The organism is Colwellia sp., assembly GCF_013214175.1.
Lineage (GTDB): Bacteria > Pseudomonadota > Gammaproteobacteria > Enterobacterales > Alteromonadaceae > Colwellia.
This window is the reverse complement of the sequence record NZ_JABSPA010000006.1, coordinates 1-19,316: the sequence shown is the minus strand read 5'-3', so window position 1 is coordinate 19,316 and position 19,316 is coordinate 1. Positions and strand designations below refer to the sequence as shown.

12 protein-coding genes are annotated in these 19,316 nt (G+C 39.4%); 6 read left to right on the top strand and 6 right to left on the bottom strand.

All coding sequences use genetic code 11. The features are described from left to right. Positions 1-76 precede the first annotated feature (76 nt). Genes HRT55_RS14485 through HRT55_RS14470 form a run of 4 tightly spaced genes read left to right on the top strand, consistent with a single transcriptional unit; the run spans position 77 to position 2,785 of the window. On the top strand, positions 77-694 hold the full coding sequence (locus HRT55_RS14485) for a MotA/TolQ/ExbB proton channel family protein (protein WP_291622391.1): 618 nt from the start codon (positions 77-79) through the stop codon (positions 692-694). Then, positions 694-1,269, top strand: coding sequence for a biopolymer transporter ExbD (locus tag HRT55_RS14480; protein ID WP_291622389.1), 576 nt, complete (start codon positions 694-696; stop codon positions 1,267-1,269). The genes HRT55_RS14485 and HRT55_RS14480 overlap by 1 nt, the downstream gene beginning before the upstream one ends. Positions 1,270-1,274: 5 nt before the next feature. Further along, the gene (locus HRT55_RS14475; RefSeq protein ID WP_291616707.1) at positions 1,275-1,781 is read left to right on the top strand and encodes a biopolymer transporter ExbD; all 507 of its coding nucleotides are present in this window, start codon (positions 1,275-1,277) and stop codon (positions 1,779-1,781) included. A gap of 5 nt (positions 1,782-1,786) precedes the next feature. Then, the gene (locus HRT55_RS14470) at positions 1,787-2,785 is read left to right on the top strand and encodes an AgmX/PglI C-terminal domain-containing protein (RefSeq protein WP_291622388.1); all 999 of its coding nucleotides are present in this window, start codon (positions 1,787-1,789) and stop codon (positions 2,783-2,785) included. 112 nt (positions 2,786-2,897) lie between these two features. On the opposite strand, the gene HRT55_RS14465 is transcribed toward HRT55_RS14470, so the two are convergent. From HRT55_RS14465 to HRT55_RS14440, 6 genes are all read right to left on the bottom strand, one after another. Beyond that, positions 2,898-4,958 carry a beta-1,3-glucanase family protein gene (locus HRT55_RS14465; protein ID WP_291622387.1) on the bottom strand — a complete coding sequence of 687 codons (2,061 nt, stop codon included), beginning with the start codon at positions 4,956-4,958 and terminating at the stop codon, positions 2,898-2,900. Between the two features lie 570 nt (positions 4,959-5,528). Next, a complete protein-coding gene (locus HRT55_RS14460; RefSeq protein ID WP_291622385.1) occupies positions 5,529-6,509 on the bottom strand; it encodes a transposase in 981 nt (326 codons plus the stop codon). A gap of 520 nt (positions 6,510-7,029) precedes the next feature. Beyond that, positions 7,030-7,968 carry a hypothetical protein gene (locus HRT55_RS14455; RefSeq protein WP_291622384.1) on the bottom strand — a complete coding sequence of 313 codons (939 nt, stop codon included), beginning with the start codon at positions 7,966-7,968 and terminating at the stop codon, positions 7,030-7,032. A 67-nt stretch (positions 7,969-8,035) separates the two neighbouring features. Then, a complete protein-coding gene (locus HRT55_RS14450; protein ID WP_291622381.1) occupies positions 8,036-10,468 on the bottom strand; it encodes a hypothetical protein in 2,433 nt (810 codons plus the stop codon). Between the two features lie 21 nt (positions 10,469-10,489). After that, a complete protein-coding gene (locus HRT55_RS14445) occupies positions 10,490-11,806 on the bottom strand; it encodes a DUF4123 domain-containing protein (protein ID WP_291622379.1) in 1,317 nt (438 codons plus the stop codon). Positions 11,807-11,820: 14 nt separating this feature from the next. Further along, on the bottom strand, positions 11,821-12,630 hold the full coding sequence (locus tag HRT55_RS14440; RefSeq protein WP_291622377.1) for a hypothetical protein: 810 nt from the start codon (positions 12,628-12,630) through the stop codon (positions 11,821-11,823). Positions 12,631-13,458: 828 nt separating this feature from the next. On the opposite strand from HRT55_RS14440, the gene HRT55_RS14435 reads away from it, so the two are divergent. Beyond that, positions 13,459-15,222, top strand: a complete 1,764-nt coding sequence (locus tag HRT55_RS14435) for an immunoglobulin-like domain-containing protein (RefSeq protein ID WP_291622376.1) — start codon at positions 13,459-13,461, stop codon at positions 15,220-15,222. A gap of 214 nt (positions 15,223-15,436) precedes the next feature. Next, a partial coding sequence (locus HRT55_RS14430; RefSeq protein WP_291622375.1) for a filamentous hemagglutinin N-terminal domain-containing protein occupies positions 15,437-19,316 on the top strand: 3,880 nt, incomplete at its 3' end.

Genomic DNA, 19,316 nt, shown 5'->3' with positions numbered 1-19,316 from the left:
TTAACTTAACTTAACTTAACTTAAATAAATTAAATTAATCAGAAAAATTATAATCACTTAATCAAAAGGTATTTTTATGGAAATCGTTAAATTATTTCAAGCGGGCGGCACGTTTATGTACCCGATACTGATAGTCCTTGCTATTGGCCTTGTTATTGCTGTTGAGCGCTTCATTTATTTGATCAGAACCGAAAAAGCTACCAACTCAGTATGGACTGAGCTGGTGCCTATGTTAAAAGCGTTAGATTTTCAACGTGCAGTAAAATTAACGGCTGAAATAAAAACCCCCATAGCCAATGTACTTAATTATGGTTTTTCCCGTCATAACGACAACAAAAGCCGTGAAGTAATTGAAGCAGCATTAGAAGAAGGCATTATGGATGAAATGCCACAGCTTACTCAGCGCACCCATTATTTAGCAATGTATGCCAATATCGCCACTCTATTAGGTTTATTAGGTACCATCATTGGTCTTATTCAAGCCTTTACCGCAGTTGCTCAAGCGGACCCTGCTGAAAAAGCCGACTTACTTTCTGCCAGTATCGCCGTTGCCATGAATACCACTGCATTTGGTTTGATCGCTGCTATCCCATTATTACTAGTACATTCTTATCTAGTAACCAAAACAGCTCACCTAGTGGATAGCATTGAAAAATCAGCGCTAAAAGCACTTAACTTAATGGTTAGAGATTAATGAAAAGAAGAGGCTTACAAACGATACAACAAGCTGAAGAGCTTAATATCACCGCCTTTTTAAATTTAATGGTGATATTAGTACCATTCCTGTTGATCACTGCGGTGTTTTCAAGGCTTACCGTACTTGAATTAAACCTGCCGGCCTTAGACGCCAAAGGTGATGACTCAGCAAAAGTGAAACTGCAACTGGAATTGGTAATACGCGAACACAGCTTTGATATTCAAGACGCTAATATCGGCCTAATCAAAAAAATTGAGCGTACGCAAAAAGACAGTCAATGGAAGCAGTTTACTGATGCCATGGTTGCCATTAAAACCCGTTTTCCTGATGAAAGCAGTATTTCATTATTACTTGAACCTGAAGTTGATTACAAAACCATGATTAAAGTCATGGATAAAGTACGCAGTGCGCAAGTAGTTGTCGGCTTTTCAGCTGAAACTGTGGTGTTATTTCCCGATATTTCTATTGGTGATGCACAAGTCATCGCTGTTGCAGAATTAGCTGTTAATGACTTAGCAGTGGAAGCCGGCGTAGCATCAGGTCAAGCAAGTGATAAAAGTGCCAAAGAGTAACTATTATGAAAAAGGCTAAGTTATCCGGTCGTTCAAAACGCATGTCGAGTTTTGAAGGCCTCCATAAAAATGCTGGGTTAAACCTGGTATCGCTGATGGATATTTTTACTATTTTAGTATTCTTTTTATTGGTTAGCTCTGGCTCCCAGCAGTTACCCAATAGTAAAGACATCACCTTACCGACTTCGGTCGCAGATAAGGTGCCAAAAGAAACGCTAATAATAAGTATCACAGCGACAGAAGTGCTAGTACAAGGCAAGAAGGTTGTTGATGTTGCTCAGTTATTAACAAGTGATGAAAACATCATTGCTGAGTTAGTAACAGAGCTTAATTTCAGAGCAGATAACCGCTTATACGCACAAGAACAACCAGGCGAGGGACTTGCTATAACCATCATGGGTGATGAGAGTATTCCTTATCAAGTGCTCAGAAAAATTTTAGCGAGCTGCCGTCAAACAAATTACACCAAAATAGCTTTTGCCGCGGTGCAAACAGCGAAAAGTAAAGGGTAATAATAATGACAACTGCTACTTACCAACAGTTGGCCCTTGCTTGGCATCCTCAAAGTAAAACGGATAAATCTTTTATCTTTTTTGCGACGAGTATTGTATTACTTATTGTTTGTTTAGGTTTTTATATCGGCTCAATGGAGCTACCACCAGAAACAAAACGTGCCAAAGTAGTAATACCTGAGCGAGTGGCTAAATTTATTTTAGATAAACCAAAGCCTAAACCCAAACCTAAGGTCATTAAAAAAGAACCACCAAAACCTAAGGTGATTAAAAAGGATCCACCTAAGCCAAAAGACAAACCTAAAGTAAAAAAACAGCAGGTTAAAAAGCAACAAGTGTTAACTAAAAAACAAGTAAAGGCTCGTGAAGTCGCCAGTGAAAGTGGTTTGTTAGCACTTAGTAATGAGTTGTCTGATTTAATGGATACCTCAAGTATTGATGCCATGGTCGGTAATAGATTAGCTAAAACTAATACCAGCAGTAGTCAAAAAAGGGCTGCGCAACGTGACTCCTTACTTACTGCTGATGCCAGTAAAGGCAGTGGCGGGGTAAGTACTGCAAGTGTACTTAATAGTAGTCGTAGTACCGTTAAACTTGACGGTGCGCAAGTGGCCGCTGCACAACAGCAATTACTTGCCGCACGTGCTGATACCAGTTTAGTGGAAGGAATTGAACCTGAGCAATCGGCAGATAAAGCCTTTAAACGCACAGGTAACTACCGACCAGAAGAAGACATTGCTTATGTTATGGATAAAAACAAAAGCAAGCTGCACGCACTCTATCGTAAAGCGCGCAGAAGCAACCCAGGTATTAAAGGGAAGATTGTCTTAGAGATAACCATTTCACCTGAAGGTAAAGTGTTAGTGGTAAATATTGCCTCAAGCGAGCTAAACGATAAACGCCTGGAATCGCGTATTGTTGCCCGCGTTAGACAGTTTAACTTTGGCGCAGCTGACGTGAAATCGGTGACAGTGATTTATCCAGTGGAGTTCTTGCCATCTTAATAGCTTAGGGTTTATTAAAGGGTAAATACTAAAAAAGGTAATAACTTTGCAGTTATTACCTTTTTTATTTGAGAGTTTTTTTTAATTTTTGAATTAGTTTAACTTATACTTCTCAACTAACGTCTTTATGCTTACGCCATAAAAGCATACCGAATAAGCTAAATAAAGCAAAACTTATTGAACCGCCACTGTCTGTCTGTGCCGCTTGTGTATCATTGACTTCGCTGGCAACAACAGTTTCTGAGTTGTCATTAGCTTTGGTCGTTTCAATGTGTGAGTTATTGTCAGTACCTGTATTGTCATCAGTAATATCAGTTATTGGCAGGGTAATACTCCCGCCATTATTTACCACAACAGCCCAGTTATTATTAGTCGGCTCAATAATCACGGTATCATTAATTGTCCCCGGGGGAATACTCAAACCATCATTATTGAGCTCAATGGTTCCAGTAATAGAACAAGTCGTTCCTATAGCATAGTTATCATTTTTATTGCCTAAGGTAGCAGAGCTATCAGTCCCTGCTATGCAGTTGGTAGTCGTATCTATGGACGTTGAAATGTCCAGGTTATCGTCGTTAACTTCTACTCCCCAAGTTATTGATATTGCGCCATCATGATTACTTGCTGTGATCAGAGCGGTACCTGTGCTGATACCCGTTATAAGTCCATCAATAACGGATGCAACAGAAGCATCACTTGATTGCCAAATAATTGTTGGAACGGTAACATTTAGCGGTAATAATCGGGCCTCTAATAAAACGGTTCCTGTAGTGTTGATACCAAACCCTATCCCCGATGAGTGCTCACTAGTATTTGTACCGTAAGAGATAAGAGTAGTCTCACCATCACCACCGGTAATGGAATAAACCTCAATAGACTCAGCTGCATGATAAGCATCATTAACCAAGCCGCCGATAGTGATTGTGACTCTTTCAGGCATAAGGCTTTGAATGATTGCCGAATTATGGTGGCTATCATTGTAGGCAAAAGTTTGTCCTTGATAACTGATGTCTTGAGAGTGCCAAAAAGCGAGATATTCATTGTGTATATTACTGCTAAAGTAGCTGTCGATTGCAGACCAGTCGGCTAATTGGTTTGTTTCAATATTGAGGTCAATAGCCCCCATATTAAGCGCAGTACTAAAGTGTTGTTGGATATATTTATCAGCATCAAGGTTGGGTGTATTGCTAACATCTTCGGCCAAAACACCACTGGTGGTGAGTATCTCTAAAGTAGTGGGTTTTGCGGATATTATGGCAACCGTTTGGTCTGTTTGGTTAGTAAAGGTAAATTGCTCGTTGGTAACGCGACCAAGCCAAACGGCTTGAGCATCTATGTAGACATATAGTTCCTCAGCTTCATAACGATTCCATAGTGCATCAACATAGTCAGTAAAATATTGCTCATTTGCCTCACCTTCTTGAAAACTGCTACTAAGAGAGGGATTTAAAATAATACCAAGTTCTTCATCAAGTGAAGCTTGAAATGCAAGGCTTACATCTGTTCGCCACTGTGTGAGAATATCATCATGACTTAATACTTCACCAATACGTTTATAAAAGCCATCCGTACTCCAAACTTCAAGCCCCATGGGGTATTGATACGCGTCAACACGGGTAGTATTTGTTGAAAGACCATTATCATCATAGCTTAGCTCAATCAGTTCAAACTTAAGCCCTAGGTTAGCATCTGAATCATTAGTCAAAGAGGGGGTTGAATAACCTCCGCCATCAGCAAAGAAATACAAATAAAGTGGCGATTCAAATGAAATAAAAATACGTGCCGTATCAATATGAGGAATATTGATGGTTTTATTGGGGATATTACCTAAACGAGTAAAAATATCAGCATACCTGCCATCTCCTCCAGGGCCACTGTTACCATTATGGATGGGACCTTGCAAAGTATTGTCTGAGCTTTGCATTTCATTAATTTCGCCAGTGGCAATATCAATCCATACATTGTTACCCTCAATTTTGCCGACAAGCCCAACGTAGATGTCGTTATCACTGAATGCTGATGCGTTGTTTATTAGGTAAGGTAGTGGCAAGGTTTGTGCGTTGACATGAATACTGCCAATAAAAAAACAAATGCAATACAATAAAAAAAATAGCCATTGTTTAGCAAAAAGCGTACTGAAATAAATAGCGGTCTGAATTCGATGATTAACCATTGTGTTACCTAAGTCCCTTTAGTAATAGTATTTGTCAAAATCATTAACAATGAGTAGAGATTTTGAGTATTAATTATAAGCTATGTTTAATGAGGTTATAAGTAAATAAGTGATTGTTTTTTAATTATAAATAAGGTGTGTGATGACAATGGATTTAACTCTGCGATTTAACTCTGCCACCCATGATCGTACTAAGGAATAAGTGCACGTAATTTTGGCCTTTGGAGTTTAGTATGATGCCCAATTTTAAAGTAGGTAGGCGTTAGTTAATCGTTTATTACTGAAGTTTTCTAAGCCATTGAATTTTAGCTAAGGGGTAATAACTCTGCGGAATAACTCTGCCACCCATGATAGTAATAACTCTTAATAACTCTGCCACCCATGATAGTACTAAGGAATAAGGGCACGTAAATTTTGGCCTTTGGAGTTTAGTATGATGCCTAATTTTAAAGTAGGTAGGCGTTAGTTAATCGGTTTATTACTGAAGTTTTCTAAACCATTGAATTTTGACTGAGTTAAGCCTGCCACGTAAAGGTAACATAAAACTTCATGGTTGATTGATAAAGGGCGTTAAGCGGTATTTAAACAGGCCTGAGCATTGGTAATACCATGAGTGCGTTGCAGGCCAATATGCTCACTAAATTCACATAAGTGCTCAGCTGTGCCGACGGCGCCTGTGAAGATACCTTCAAAATCCGTAGTGAGTTTTAACCAGCTTTCTTCACTGATGTGAAGCCTTGCAAGAATATTTGCCGTTTTATGGTTGATGGCACCACGTTTATCATCACGAAGAACCCGTCCAGTCTCATCAACAAGTGTTAAATAGTCTTTTAAGCTGAAGCGAATACCCGTTGGTTTATGTTGGTGTTCATTGCCAGTAAAAGATAATAACGACGTAGGTTGTTGACCTCTTATCGCTGCTTTTATACGTAATTGAATACTGGTGAAAGCAGACTGCTCTGGCGTAGGGGCTATACCAGCGCGTACCGGGTTTAAATCAACATAAGCCATGCAAGACAATAGTGCACCTTCATCAAGCAGGGCTTGAGATTTAAAGCGTCCCTCCCAAAAGTGTCCTGTGCATTGGTCTTCTCGGTTTGCTTGTCGAGCAATTGGCTCATTCAATGAACGCATAAACCAGCTAATGCTCATTAAGCGCTGTTTGTAAATATCAGCAGTGCTTTCAACCATTGCTAGTTGGAACTTATCAAGCGATTTTTTATTTTGGTATTTCTGAGTCAGTAGTGTGCCCTTGAATAACTGATGCCATCGTTCAAGTACCTCGTCCATTGACCACGTTTTTATTTGCTCTATATCAACATGTAAAACGAGATGTAAGTGGTTATGCATGACAGCATGCGCACAGATATCGATAGAAAACACTTGAGCCAATTGAAAAATACGCTTTTCAATCCATGTGCGCCTATGTTCAAAGCTAATACCTGTTTCTTTATCGACGCCGCACAAAAAGGCCTTTCGTACCGTGCGACTACAAATATGATAATACGGCGTATCTAATAAACTGATTTGTTGTGAACGAGGCTTAGGCATAACAATCACCAAACTTAACGAGGTAAATTAAGCTTAGTTTATTGAGGTAAATATGTACAAGTTATCATGGGTGGCCTAATAAGTTCTCGCGTTAGGCAGTTTAACTTTGGCGCAGCTGACGTAAAATCGGTGACAGTGATTTATCCGGTGGAGTTCTTGCCGTCGTAGTAGGTTAGTACAGATAAGAGCAAACAAAAAAAGGTAATAACTTTGCAGTTATTACCTTTTTTTTATTAGATTTGTTATTACCTATATATGAGTAGCTTGTCCAGCCAATTGATTCTACTGCAGTTTAAATAGATCTTATTATCGGCGGACAAGCTTAAGGACTTCATGTGTATGAGTTCATCAATATAAGAGCGTTTTGTGTAGGTAACCCGTTCTTAGCAAGTATATCGTTAGCATTATTGAGTTCTACAAAAGTTTAAGTTTCTAAGAGACACGTTGAGTAATGCCTATAAAAAAGCCTGCAATATATAGCAGGCTTTTTTCTTAATTTTAGTGAGTGTTCAAACTGAAACTAGCGAGAAATAATCCATTTACCGTCTTTTTTGTAGAACCAGATAGGGTACTTTGAAAACAGTGAATGTTCTTCGTTTTCAAAGTAAATCATCTGCGGGGAGCCTATACGAATTAGTTTTTTATCATCACTAATTGCAGGTGCAGCAAATTCATCTTTATGTATTTTTAATACTGAGTTTTTATCATCGAAGTCACTTTGTAAAGCTTTTTTCAGCTTTTCATCATAGGTACCTTCAGGGTAATATAGCGCTATATCATATTCTTTATTACGTTCAGAAAATAAGGGTAATATTTTATCAAAATCTTGAGTTTTTAATGTTTCAAATATTATTTCATGTTCTCTATATAGGGGGGAAATTAATGCCTTGTTATAATTCTCAAAATCATCAGTGAAATCATCCCAGAGCGTAGGGAAGTCAAGTGTTTCAGCCTCAAAAAATCCCCACTCAGGAAATGGAGTTTTAACTTCAATATCTTGATAGACATGATATGCAGTTGGTTCTATTTTTGATGGTTCAATTTGTGGTGTATGTACAATTACATCTCCCTTATCACTTGCTAAAAACTCATCAGTAGAATCTAGACGTACAGCAGGCATACTTGCTTTTATAGCTTGTTGTGGGCTTTTCTCGACAGCAAAGTCGTTGGCTTTAAAAGTGACTTGGCTAATTAATTTCTTTTGTGATTCACCCGCGCCATCTTGGTTAACGTATAAGCTAACGGTAATTTTTGCTTCTCCAAATTCTTCAGGCGTAAAAGTATATAAATCAAATCCAATACGATTTGTACCAGTACGCATATATTGATTGACGGGTTGTTCAAAATTTAAAGCATGTCCTTCAAAATCTTCCTCTAATAAAATGCCATTGATTTTAGCGTGATACAACGCACCTTTAGTTTCAATGCGGTAGGTAAAATAGGGTTTTTTAGTGAGCATAGAGTCTTCTGCCTGTAATAAGCTTGTAAATATAAGGGTTAAAAGTATTGCGCTTATTAGCGCTATTTTATGAGTTGAAATAGTCATTTAGTGGTACCGGTTTTGTGTCTTTTGGCGTTTTACCGGGCTCAATTAATACCCATTGGTTTTTTAAATCCTTTTCTGAAAAGGTATGTTTTGTTTCACTTTGTTTTGATTTTGCGCTAGGTCTGCCACCCTGTGCCGATTTAGTTGTATCATCATTATCTTTACTACCAATACCCGCCGATTTATAAGAAGCGGTAATAATCGCCAAGCCATTCCACTCAAAGGCACCATCAACCATCATTTGTTCGTTTTTCTCGGTGATGTTAACTTTATATTCTAACTTAGCTGCGCCAATTTCTTTAGCACTTCCTACAGCAATAATTAAACCTGCTTCAAAGGTTACTGCCCATGCTTTACCTTTAGCATAAGCTTTACCCTCAAGATGCATTTCTAGGGAGGCACCAGCCATACCACTGAACGCGCCTGAAACGGGATTATTCACTGGGTCTGCAGGTAAAGGTACAAAAGAGCTCGTTAAGTTTTCACCATCGTTATGGTGTGTCCATTTTCCTTCAGCGGTAATATTGGCACCGACCTTCATCACAAGAGCGACACCACCTTCAAGGTAATAGTTACGTTTGTCTATATTCTCTTTGGTAACTTCAGTATCTTCTGGTAATAGGCCTTTTAATATAGGCCAAATGTATTCTACAAACGTTTTACCCGCCAAGGCTGCACCGGGAATTAAGCCGTTAATGCCAATTTGAATTAAAGCACCAAGAATATCTACTTTACCTGTAACACCAATAAGTGGGTCAAGTTTTAACTGTAATGAGGTTGCACTACCTAATGTAGGTTTACCAACCGCTTCACAGTTTTCGTAACCCAAACCAAAGGATATTTTAGGATAGTTAATACTGATACTGCCCGTCGGGCCGCTTGCATCCGCATCGATAACTTTACCGGCACTATCTCTACCCGGTTTATCATTTTTAACTAAGCCGGTTTCGTCATAAGGACCGTCTTTATCCGCGGCATCAGCAATTGCGGCAGCTTTTTCAAAAATATTACTTCCCATTTTGTTGTCGCAACAAATTCTTATCACATCAAAGATAAAAATAAATAGGTTTAATGCTTTACGTAACTTAGGTAGTAAATCGTTGGGTGATAGATGTTCAAGTTGCGCAGCGAGACTAACTTGGTCCACACTGCCTTTCATGTTGAAGGCAAAAACCCAGTTGCCACACTCAACTGTGCGGTGTCCTTTGTTATAATCAGTAATTTTATCTACTGCTTTTGGATCTGCTTCCCAGTTTGGTACTTTTGTAATATCTTTTGTTTGTTTATAAGCAATAGATACGCCTATTTCTGCCTTTATCTTCGGGTAAGCTTCGACCTTACTAACTAAGGCGTAACTGCCATCACAGCCTTCGGTTTCCATCGTATAAATAGCAGGTTCACGTTTACTCACCATAAACATATTTTTAAACAAGTAATCCCAATTGAATCCTGTTGGTGGATCTGGGCAAAAAGCTTGAAAATTTAACGGACTGCCTTTAGTGCCGGGCATGACAATATTAAGTGGCGACTTGTCAATTTTAACAACAGGACAAAATTCACCACTTCTTACCCGGGCTAGTATTTTTTCGTCTGCGGCGGCAGCAGTATCTGAAGGTTTTCCTTTTTCACATAAACCGGTAATAGCAACCGAAATAATAGAAACAGGTGGTTCGCGGGTGCCTTTCTCTACAGCCGCTTTACTTAAACTAATAACCTGCAGAGTTTGTGAGCTTTGGTTGAGCTCGGTCGCCATTTGATATTTACGTTTATCGTTATTACTTTTTATCGCTAGTTGTGTAGCTTTACACTTTAGCGGACAAGCTTCTTTTACGTCATCAGCTACTTTGGCATCTCTTGCTTGTCCAGCCTCTTTTGCATTTTCAGCTGACTCTTTTGCTTGTGCTAAATCGCTTTCACGTTTGGCTAATACTGCTTGTTCTTGCTCTATGTTTTCAGCTTGTGCGGCTGCTTTTGTAGGATCTTTTTCATCATAATCTTCTAAGCGTTTAAGTCTGTCTTCACTTCTATTTTTGCTGTCTTCCAGCTCATCAATATTTTCTTGGTGCAGAGCCTGTTCGTCAGCGTGAGCTACCTTAAGTTTTTCTTGCTCTACATGAGTATCTTCTTTTAGCTGATAGGTATCTTCCTTTAACTCTGTTGTTTCTTCTCTAGCATCCTCTACGGCTTGTTTCTTTGCTGCCTTTTCTACCTTTAAGCTGTCATCAAACATAAATCGTTCAGAAAAGGTTGGGCTTTTAGCATCTAATACTGTTTTTTCTGCTAGTAAGTCAATGTGTTCAGCTTCTTGGGTTTCAATTAACTGCTCATTTGTTTTTATTTGCTGAATGTTCTCAGTGATTTTATTCTCATGAGAAACAATACGTTCAGCTGGAGTAGGGTTACTTAAGGTCATAATGGGTTACTATAAATCCGTTTAAGCGCTTTTCTTATGCGGTTGTTGAGCTAGTAAATGAAACAATTTATTTGACGCCGACAACTCTTCCTTTTGCGCCTCGGATAATATTGCCCAGTCTTCTTGTGGAAAATTTTCACCGTAGCGCATGGCGATATCTAGCCAAATATCTAGCGCCATTTCATCGGTTAATCCTAAGTTAATGCACTGCTTGCCAACGCGGAACATCCACTCTTTTAATGCTTGTTCATCAGTAAAACTTAAATCATAAAGGGGCACACCAATACCGAGTAGTTTTTTATGATGTTTTTGATAAAATCGTTCTAAGTGCTGTTGATTGACTTGATCTAGTTCTTCAATAACAACTTGATGCTCTTGGTCGAGCAATTCTAGCGACTTTTCTTCCAGCAGCGTTGCTTTAGTACTTGGAAATAAGCTTTCAGCCATAATCGCCTTCAACCAAGGTGCGTCTTTTACCGATTCACCTTGTACTATCGCTACATTGAGGTAGCGACAAATATCAAGTTCGGTGATAAAACCAAAATCCTGAGCGTGTAAAACATTTTGACTTACCCAATCATTAAGTTGCTCTTGTTCAATAAGCTCAGCCGTTTGCGCTTTAAAATAGCTACTAAGGTGTAATTCCATCTCGGCAATAAACCGTTTGAATTTTTCTTGTTCAAATACTGAGAACTGATGACTGGTGATACTAAGAGCGCCCGACTCACCGCGGGTAAAGTCTTCATCTTCTACGCAAGTGGTAATATGTATATCATTAGCATTATGGCTATCTTGAACCCCCGATTCAACTCGCTTAAAGCGATGCATAGTGTTGGTTTGTTCACCTTCTACAATGAACTCTGATATTGGGCCAAATACTTTCTCAGCATCATTTATGTCACATTGAGTAATATAGGTACGTAGCACACGCGGATCGTAATATCTAAATACTAGATTTTTACCATTAGGACCTTTAACACGGGCAATTTTACGACAGTTATGACGTACATTAATGTGTGTTGCACCTTGGTAAGTTATGGCAAAAATTCCCCAGCTATTACCCCAACCCTTTTGAAGGATCTCTAACGTTTGCGGATGATCTTTTTCTAATCGCACTAAATAGGGGGCAGCTTGGGTCATTTTGAAAGTCAATTTACCTTCATATAAGCAAGATGACTTTAATGAACCTAGTCTTACTAACCGCTCAATTTGTTTATCTCGGGCGCCATCTAAAATGGCATAAACGATTGGTACTTTGCCGTTACTATTGGCTTGCCATAACTGTTGCTGAATCGCTTCAATGTCGTGCTTTGTTACTGGTTTTGTAGTCATTTTCATAATATCAGCCTAGGTTATGCCGCGTTTGCTGCTTTTTCACATTCTTCACAGAATGGTGTGCCATCTTCTGCTGCTTTAGTTAAGCCATCTGCCGTGGCATTTTCAGCGCGCGTAGGTGACGCTGTTGTTGCTGCATGTGCTGCTGGCGGCGCTGCTTGAGGAGGCGGATCTGATGGTGATTTAGCGGCCTCAAAAACGGTTTCAACTAAATCTTGACCGGTAGAAGGCTTAAGTGGCTCAGGCAGTTGGGTAAGTACAATGTCACCATTGATAAGTGCTGTTTTTAATGCTTCAACACTAGTTCCACTATTGGCAGGCAAGTTAAATGATTTATTAATACTTTCAGCTGACTCTGCCGTGATGTTGAGATCTTGCAGCACTTTTTCTGCGCTAACTTTGTCATGAACAGGTTTTACGTCGGCAGTTGCATTAACTAATAGACTTGCCGCGGGTTGTAACTCAAAGCGTTTACCTTGAGTATCTTTAAAACTTCTTAATTGACGTGATCCGTTTAACTCACTTATTGACGCGGTTTTATAAGCTTGCATACTACCTTGTGTTAACGCTTGAGCAATATAGTTTTCTATACCAGCCCACGGGTTGGCATTAGTCCAATTTCGGTAGCTAAAGAAAGTATTAGACTGTGCCAAGTTCTCCCAAAAAAACAGCGGCACCTGCAAGTTAGTAACAAATTGCAAAGCAGCATTCTTGTCGGTAAAAGGCTCGGCTTTAATGGTATTGGGTAGGGAACTAAAGCCTTTATTGGTAAGCCTAAGCGTGTAATGCAGGCCAGCTCTGCTTTTGAATACTTGTGAGGTTAACATTTATTGTGCACAGTCCATTGAATACAATCGTTTCATGCTAATGATTATAACTAGGCTTTCAAGGTGATTGCACGTCTTTTATTTTACAAGTTGTTATCAGTTAATCAACATCCATTGTTGTGGTAAATAATCGACAATTCATTAGTTTTTCTCAAAGGGGAGGATTTCGGTTCAAAGACACCGGAATAACGAAGAAGTTCTCAGTCGTTGTCGTTGTTTCTTAATTGAAAACCCAAGGACTGTCACCCCCCGAAGTGCGTAATCGGTAATCCGCCTTGAGTCATTGCCAAAGTGTGTAGTCGGGAATCCATTGTCTAAAAATACCCCTGTAGTCCCAAATAATGACAATAGCAAGCCAGACTTAAGTATAAAATCAATGAAAAATTCAACGCTTTATCATTTGTTTACTTTGCAGCTGATAAAAAAAGCTAACTTATCAATAAGTATTATTAGCGGTTTAATCTCTCCATAGCCCATAAATATTAGGGTGTAGCGAAATGGCGACACTTTTATATGTTAAGTAGCATTTACAAAGATAGTACAAAAAATAGCTACACAAGAAGTAACAATTCTGGTTATTATAGTGTCAATTAAGTTGAATATATGTTAATTTCGCGCACGAAATAGACATTGGTTAACGTCACGGTAACAGGCTTGTTATCTGTTTTTAACTAGTAAACACACTCTTATTAACATTGGAACTAGTGTGCTTACGGTCTTTAACGCCTTATTTAAGGTATGAGTTAATGCACGGATTAACTCATAAGTTAGGATAAGCGTTTACTTATTTTACTTATTATTTTTACTTTACAGACACAGGGACGTTTTATGAAGTTATCAGCTTTAGCGCCAGTATTCCTATTTTCACTTGGCACCTTAACCGCATGTGGAGGCAGCGATTCTACTGAGCCTACTCCTACACCCAAAGACACTACAGCGCCAGTTATTACCTTAATAGGTAATACTCCTCTTACTCACAGTATCGACACCTCTTATGATGATGAGGGGGCTACGGCAAATGATGCAACGGATGGCAATGTAGACGTTACCATGACAGGTAGTGTTGATAGCACAATTGTTAACAGTTATACCCTAACTTACACCGCTACTGATACTGCGGGTAATAAAAGCACTTCAACCCGAATAGTCAATGTTATTGATGATGTAGCGCCTGTTATTACCCTTGGTGGTAGTAGTGAAGTTATTCACCCTGTCGGCACGCCTTATATAGATGCCAGTGCTACAGCAAGCGATAATGTTGATGAAGTAATCAACGTCATTACCTCAGATGATGTCAAAGCTGATGCTATAGGCAGTTATACTGTTACTTACAACGCCACTGATGCAGCAGATAATGCCGCAATAACTGTTATGCGTACGGTTAATGTTGTTGATTTGACTGCGCCTGTTATTACCTTAACGGGTGAAGCCATTATTGAGCATAACTATGGCGATGATTATGACGATGCTGGTGCAACGGCAACAGATAACATTGATACTTCGGTAACTGTTACTACAACAGGTGGCGTCAACATTGACCAAATTAATAGCTATACCATTACTTACACTGCAGAAGATGCCGCAGGGAATGAAGCAACAGCTGTTGTGCGTACGGTAAATGTTTCCGATTTAGTTGGTCCTGTGATTACTTTAAATGGTGATAGCACTATTACTTTAGGTCAAGGACGTGATTATAAAGAGCTAGGTGCTACTGCACTTGATGTTTATGATAATGAAGTAATCGTGATAGCTGGGCCAATTGAGCCAGTAGGTACAGTGGATAATACTACTATTGCCGAGTACCAATTAACTTACACTGCCACTGATGCTGCAGGTAATATCTCTACTTTAGTGCGTATCGTTGATGTTGTTGAACCCAGACCTTTTATTACCACTTGGCAAACTACAGCAGCCGGTGAAAGTATCGCAATAGGTACTGACCCAAATACCTATACCTACAATTTTGATGTCGATTGGGGCGATGGTACGCCTGTGGAAAATTACCAAGCAGTGTATTTTGCCTCTCACACCTATATAAATCCGGGTACTTATACAGTTACCATTAATGGTGCACTTCCTCGGATATTAATGAATCTTAAAGGGTTCGATAATAACAACCTAAAGTTAATCAATATTAATCAGTGGGGTGATATTGCTTGGGAAAATATGAGCTATGCATTTTATCAATGTGTAAACGCAACTAGCGACGCTATAGATACCCCAGACTTAAGACTAGTTAATAACATGAAGAGAATGTTCGAGGAAGCGGTAAACTTTAACGCTGATATTAGTCATTGGGATGTGAGTTCAGTAATGGATTTAGACAAGATGTTTAATGGCGCTAGTGCATTTAACCAAGATTTAAGCCTCTGGGATATTAGCTCTGTCGATGACATGATTGAAATGTTTTGGGGTAGCAATATGAGTACCGTTAATAATGATGCCCTATTACAAACATGGAGTCTGCAGGTGATTCAACATGATGTGCATGATGTGAGGTTAGGTTTAAGTTCTAAGGGCTATTCTACAAGCTCAGATGCAGTAGTTGAAAATTTGTCGATTAATTATAATTGGACTATTTCAAGTCAATGATTGATTGAGTGATTATTTCTTTCAGGCTTGAATAGTCGGATTAACATTTTATTTAATGGGCTGTTGTGGTTTAAACCCATAATAGCTCCTTTATAAGGTTAGCTATTTCAATAGTAAAGCGCATTAAAAAAAATATCACAATAATAAATTGAAAATATAAATAACGCTACAATCGTTAACCCTAAAGTTAGAAACTTGCAGTAAGGATATTCGCATGAGCAGTCGCTTTAATAATAAAAAGAGCAATGGTAGTCAAAACAACGTTAGCAAGATACAAGCTAATGGTCAGATGGCTAAAAACACTCATCTGAACAAGTCTAAAACTCAAGTTTTTGCGATCTCTTCTACAGCCTTTTCAGTGTGTCTAGCACTCTCAACTTATACCTTACCTGCCCTAATTAATCCTGCCTATGCCAATGGCCCTAAAGGTGGTGTTGTTGTTGACGGTAGCGGCGATATCTCGAAACTTGATGCCACCACCACAATAATTAACCAAACCTCGCAACATATGGCGATTAACTGGGACAGTTACAATGTTGCCAGTAATGAACGGGTGCAATATATACAGCCCAATAGCCAATCGGTATCTCTTAATAATATCTTAAGCAGCAATGGCTCTGTCATTGCCGGTAATATCGACGCTAACGGCAAGGTAATATTAGTTAACCCTAACGGTATCGTCTTTACCCAAAGCGCCAACATTAATGTTGGTAGTTTAGTTGCCTCTGGCCTTAGCATTACTCCGGATGATTTTATTAACGGCAATTATGTTTTTGATGCCTTAGAAAATAGTATTAATGGTGACGGTAATGGCGCGGTCATAAATCACGGCATTATTAATGCGGCAACTGGTGGTAGTGTTAGCTTAATAGGTAAACAAGTTGAAAACCACGGTTATATTTCAGCTAACTTAGGCGCAGTCAATTTGGCGGTAGGTAAACAAGCGGTATTAACCTTTGAAGCCGGCGGCTTATTAGGGGTACGTATTACTGATGAAATATTACAAGAAGAGCTGGGGTTAGATCCGGCCTTAGTTAATAGCGGTGAAATAAACGCTAAAGGCGGACGAGTATTATTAACCGCCAGCACCAGTCAATATGTCTTTTCACAAGCGGTAAACTCAGGCATTGAACATGCTACTAGCGTAGTAGTACATGCTGATGGCAGCTTCTCTTTAGGCGGTGGTGCCGATGTTATAAATAGCGGCAAGGTTGATGTATCTTCCATTAATGTAGGTGGCAACACTTCGGGTGCTGGTCAAATAGTTGTATTAGGTGAAAATATCACCTCTAGTGGTTACTTACTTGCTAACGTAAGCGCGGATTCTACTTCGTTTCAAGCGGGTAATATAGAAGTTCACGCTCAAGATACAGTGCTACTTACCGAGCAAAGTTTAACCTCAGCGCGCGGTGATGTTGCCAATGGCGGCGCTATTAAAGTATTAGGTGATAAAGTTGCCTTACTAAATGACTCTGTTATTGACGCTTCCGGTGAAACAGGCGGCGGTGAAATTTTAATAGGCGGTGATTATCGTGGTGAAAATGACTTAATAAGAAGTGCTAGTGCCAGTTATATTGCTGGAAATACTCATATTAATGCTAACGCACTAAATAGCGGTGATGGCGGTAAAGTTATTATTTGGGGTAATGATTCCGCTAAGGTTTATGGCAATATCTCTGCTACAGGCGGTTTAATGAGTGGGGATGGCGGATTTGTTGAAACCTCAGCAGGTGTCGTTGATTTAGCGGTAACAGTAGATGTTAGTGCCGCTAATGGTGATAGTGGATTGTGGTTAATTGACCCTTACAATATCACTATTTCTGGCAGTGCCACTTCTGCTGATGAAACATATCCCGCAGGAAGTGTTGACTCATATTTCACTCACACCACCATGGATTCAAATATTTATATTGGTGATTTAAAGTCAGCATTAAGTAATGGTGGAAATGTTTTAATTGAAACTGGCAGTGGTGGGCCCGCAGAAGCTGATGGTATTGGCAATATTACGCTAAATTCAGTTCTAAACTTTTCAGGTCTAGGGCATTCTACCTTAACTCTACGTGCCCATAACGATATCATCATCAATAAGTATATTTGGGCAGGGAGTTCACCTGATATAAATGATTCACTAACACTGACTTTAGAAGCTGATTCAGCCAACTTACCTACAAATAATTTAGCAGGTGGTGATGTCTATATTAATGACACTATTTGGACTGCTGGTGGTGATATTGTTGTTAGTGCTAATAATATTGTTATTGACTATAACGCTAGCACTACAGATCAAACGATTAGGACATTGGGCGGTGATGTTTTAATAGATGGTAATACCCTCGTTACTGCTCAAACGGTCATCGATGCAGGTACAGGTAGTATTTGTTTTGCCGATTCGTGCGTTAGTCCAACTAAATTCTACAATCTGACAACCGATGTAAATAATACTGATAAGTTAACTTTAATAGGAAATGATATCGTTTTTACCGGAAACATCGGTACTGCAAGTCTAGGATTTAGTGATGTGACTATTACCGCATCAGGTGACGTGAAAGCTGATTCTTATAACATCTTTGCCAACAAACTCATCTCTACCGGGTCAAATTCCTTCACTTTTGGCAATATCACCACTTCGTTAGGAAAAGATGATTCTGGCTCGGTAAATATTAGCAGTGACACTATTTCTGTAGATAATATTAATACTACAGGCGTAGAAGATGGCGGAAAAATTACCCTTAGCGCCGAAGATATCACCATGGGAGCTGCAAATAGCTCAGGCCCCAAAAGAGGTGCTGATATCACTATCACAGCAACGAATAATTCTGCTAACGGCACACCATCAATTACCTTAAATGGTGATGTAAATGCTCGCGATACAGGGGGACCTCAAAACGGTACTGTAGCCTTCACTTTAGCTGGTTCAAGTTCACCACTCGGTAGTTTTTTGCTTGGATATACTGGTGCTTTTACCTCTACTGTCAATGTAACTGGTTCAGGTGGTATTGATACTATAACAGGCGCCAATAAAGCTAATACGTTCGCAAGTACAGGTGATGGTGCAGGAAACCTTTCTACTACTGGTGTTGGTAGCGATAACTTTACCTTTACTAACTTTGAAATACTGCAAGGTGGTACTGCAGTAGACACCATGAATATCGGTCATGATTTTACTGCCGTTAATGGTGGTGTCGGTGGCGATCTTATCACCATTAATGCCGGTGCAATTACCACTGTTAGCGGAGAAGATGATAACGATACCATTACCATCAACGGTGGCACTGTTACCAACATTATTGCTGGTATTGGCAATGATACGATTAATATTGCCAGCACCGCCGATATAACAGGTCATATCTATGGTGATACCACATCTGCCAATGAGGCTTTATCAACAGATAAAATAAATATTACTGGCACCGGACAAACACTAGACCTTAGTAAGGTCTCTTATGTTGAAACCGTTGATGGTGGTATAGCTAATAACAATAATCTTTTAGCTGATGGCACTGCTGAAAATACCTGGGATATTGATGCAACTGACAGTGGTGATGTTGATGTTTCTGGCAGTGATGCCGCAGGTAGTGTCGCTTTTGACAATTTCTCTAATATAAGCGCGGGTATTAGTGGTGATAGCTTTGTTTTTGGCGCTGCGGGCAATATTAGCGGTACTGTTATTGGAGGTATAGGCACTGACACCATAGAAGGACGAGAAGCTGCCAATATATGGCATGTTACTGCAGCAGGTGCAGGGAATGTTACAGATACACAAGCAACTCCCGAAACGTATATCAATGCTTTTACCGGCATAGAAAACTTAACCGGCGGCAGCGCGGTTGATACTTTTAATATCACCGATATGAACCATATCAGCGGACTTATTACTGGTGGCGGTGATGATGATAGCTTAACCCTTAGTGCGACAAATCAAACGGTTGTAATCGGCACAGATATCTCTGGCATTGAAACGGTTACTGGCACCGGCAGTAATACCTTAACCGCGAGCAATATAGCTAATACTTGGTCAATCACAGCAGAAAATAAAGGTGTAATAAACGACGGCACCGCAGATGAAGTTAATTTTGTTAATTTTAATGCCTTAA

Coding starts and splice junctions, on each gene's coding strand:
- HRT55_RS14435 (WP_291622376.1), top strand. CDS start 13,459: ATGAAGTTATCAGCTTTAGCGCCAGTATTCCTATTTTCACTTGGCACC.
- HRT55_RS14485 (WP_291622391.1), top strand. CDS start 77: ATGGAAATCGTTAAATTATTTCAAGCGGGCGGCACGTTTATGTACCCG.
- HRT55_RS14480 (WP_291622389.1), top strand. CDS start 694: ATGAAAAGAAGAGGCTTACAAACGATACAACAAGCTGAAGAGCTTAAT.
- HRT55_RS14465 (WP_291622387.1), bottom strand. CDS start 4,958: ATGGTTAATCATCGAATTCAGACCGCTATTTATTTCAGTACGCTTTTT.
- HRT55_RS14445 (WP_291622379.1), bottom strand. CDS start 11,806: ATGAAAATGACTACAAAACCAGTAACAAAGCACGACATTGAAGCGATT.
- HRT55_RS14440 (WP_291622377.1), bottom strand. CDS start 12,630: ATGTTAACCTCACAAGTATTCAAAAGCAGAGCTGGCCTGCATTACACG.
- HRT55_RS14470 (WP_291622388.1), top strand. CDS start 1,787: ATGACAACTGCTACTTACCAACAGTTGGCCCTTGCTTGGCATCCTCAA.
- HRT55_RS14455 (WP_291622384.1), bottom strand. CDS start 7,968: ATGCTCACTAAAAAACCCTATTTTACCTACCGCATTGAAACTAAAGGT.
- HRT55_RS14460 (WP_291622385.1), bottom strand. CDS start 6,509: ATGCCTAAGCCTCGTTCACAACAAATCAGTTTATTAGATACGCCGTAT.
- HRT55_RS14475 (WP_291616707.1), top strand. CDS start 1,275: ATGAAAAAGGCTAAGTTATCCGGTCGTTCAAAACGCATGTCGAGTTTT.
- HRT55_RS14450 (WP_291622381.1), bottom strand. CDS start 10,468: ATGACCTTAAGTAACCCTACTCCAGCTGAACGTATTGTTTCTCATGAG.